Annotated in this window: 5 tRNA genes; all 5 read right to left on the bottom strand. The window is 52.0% G+C overall.

What is annotated here, in order from left to right:
• Positions 1–112: 112 nt before the first annotated feature.
• Positions 113–186: transfer RNA gene (locus EIZ37_RS25625), tRNA-Glu, on the bottom strand.
• Positions 187–200: 14 nt separating this feature from the next.
• Positions 201–285, bottom strand: a tRNA-Leu gene (locus EIZ37_RS25620).
• 15 nt (positions 286–300) lie between these two features.
• Positions 301–377 (bottom strand) — tRNA-Met (locus EIZ37_RS25615).
• 25 nt (positions 378–402) lie between these two features.
• Positions 403–493 (bottom strand) — tRNA-Ser (locus EIZ37_RS25610).
• A gap of 6 nt (positions 494–499) precedes the next feature.
• Positions 500–575, bottom strand: a tRNA-Asn gene (locus tag EIZ37_RS25605).
• Between the last annotated feature and the right edge of the window lie 86 nt (positions 576–661).

Genomic DNA, 661 nt, shown 5'->3' with positions numbered 1-661 from the left:
AAGGCAGATGCTCTCCCAGCTGAGCTAAGCCTCCAGATCAAATGTTTTGGGGTCCCCACAAAGTATCCGGAATAAGCTTCAACGCTTTTCTTCACTTTGTGGGGTCTTTAGGTGACCCGTAGGGGATTCGAACCCCTGTATGACAGCGTGAAAGGCTGCTGTGTTAAACCGCTTCACCAACGGGCCAAACAATTATATAATGGTGCGGTCGGCGAGACTCGAACTCGCACGGGTCGCCCCGCCACCCCCTCAAGATGGTGTGTCTGCCAATTCCACCACGACCGCAAAGCTTTTTCTATTTGGTAGCGGCGGAGGGGATCGAACCCCCGACCTTTCGGGTATGAACCGAACGCTCTAGCCAGCTGAGCTACGCCGCCAAAAATAATATAAGTGCAAAGTAAATGGCGGAGAGTGAGGGATTCGAACCCTCGCTACGCTTGCGCATACTAACGGTTTAGCAAACCGTCCCCTTCGGCCTCTTGGGTAACTCTCCGCTATATGGCTCCTTGGGAGGGACTCGAACCCCCGACCGATCGGTTAACAGCCGATTGCTCTACCAACTGAGCTACCAAGGAATAATGAAGGAATTTGCACCTTCAAAACTGGATACGCAGCAACTATGCATAAGGATGTGTGTGGATAAGTCCTCGACCGATTAGTA

The sequence above is a fragment of the Brevibacillus migulae genome (assembly GCF_004521915.1).
Taxonomy (GTDB): Bacteria; Bacillota; Bacilli; order Brevibacillales; family Brevibacillaceae; genus Brevibacillus_F; species Brevibacillus_F migulae.
This window is presented reverse-complemented; position numbering and strand designations above follow the sequence as displayed.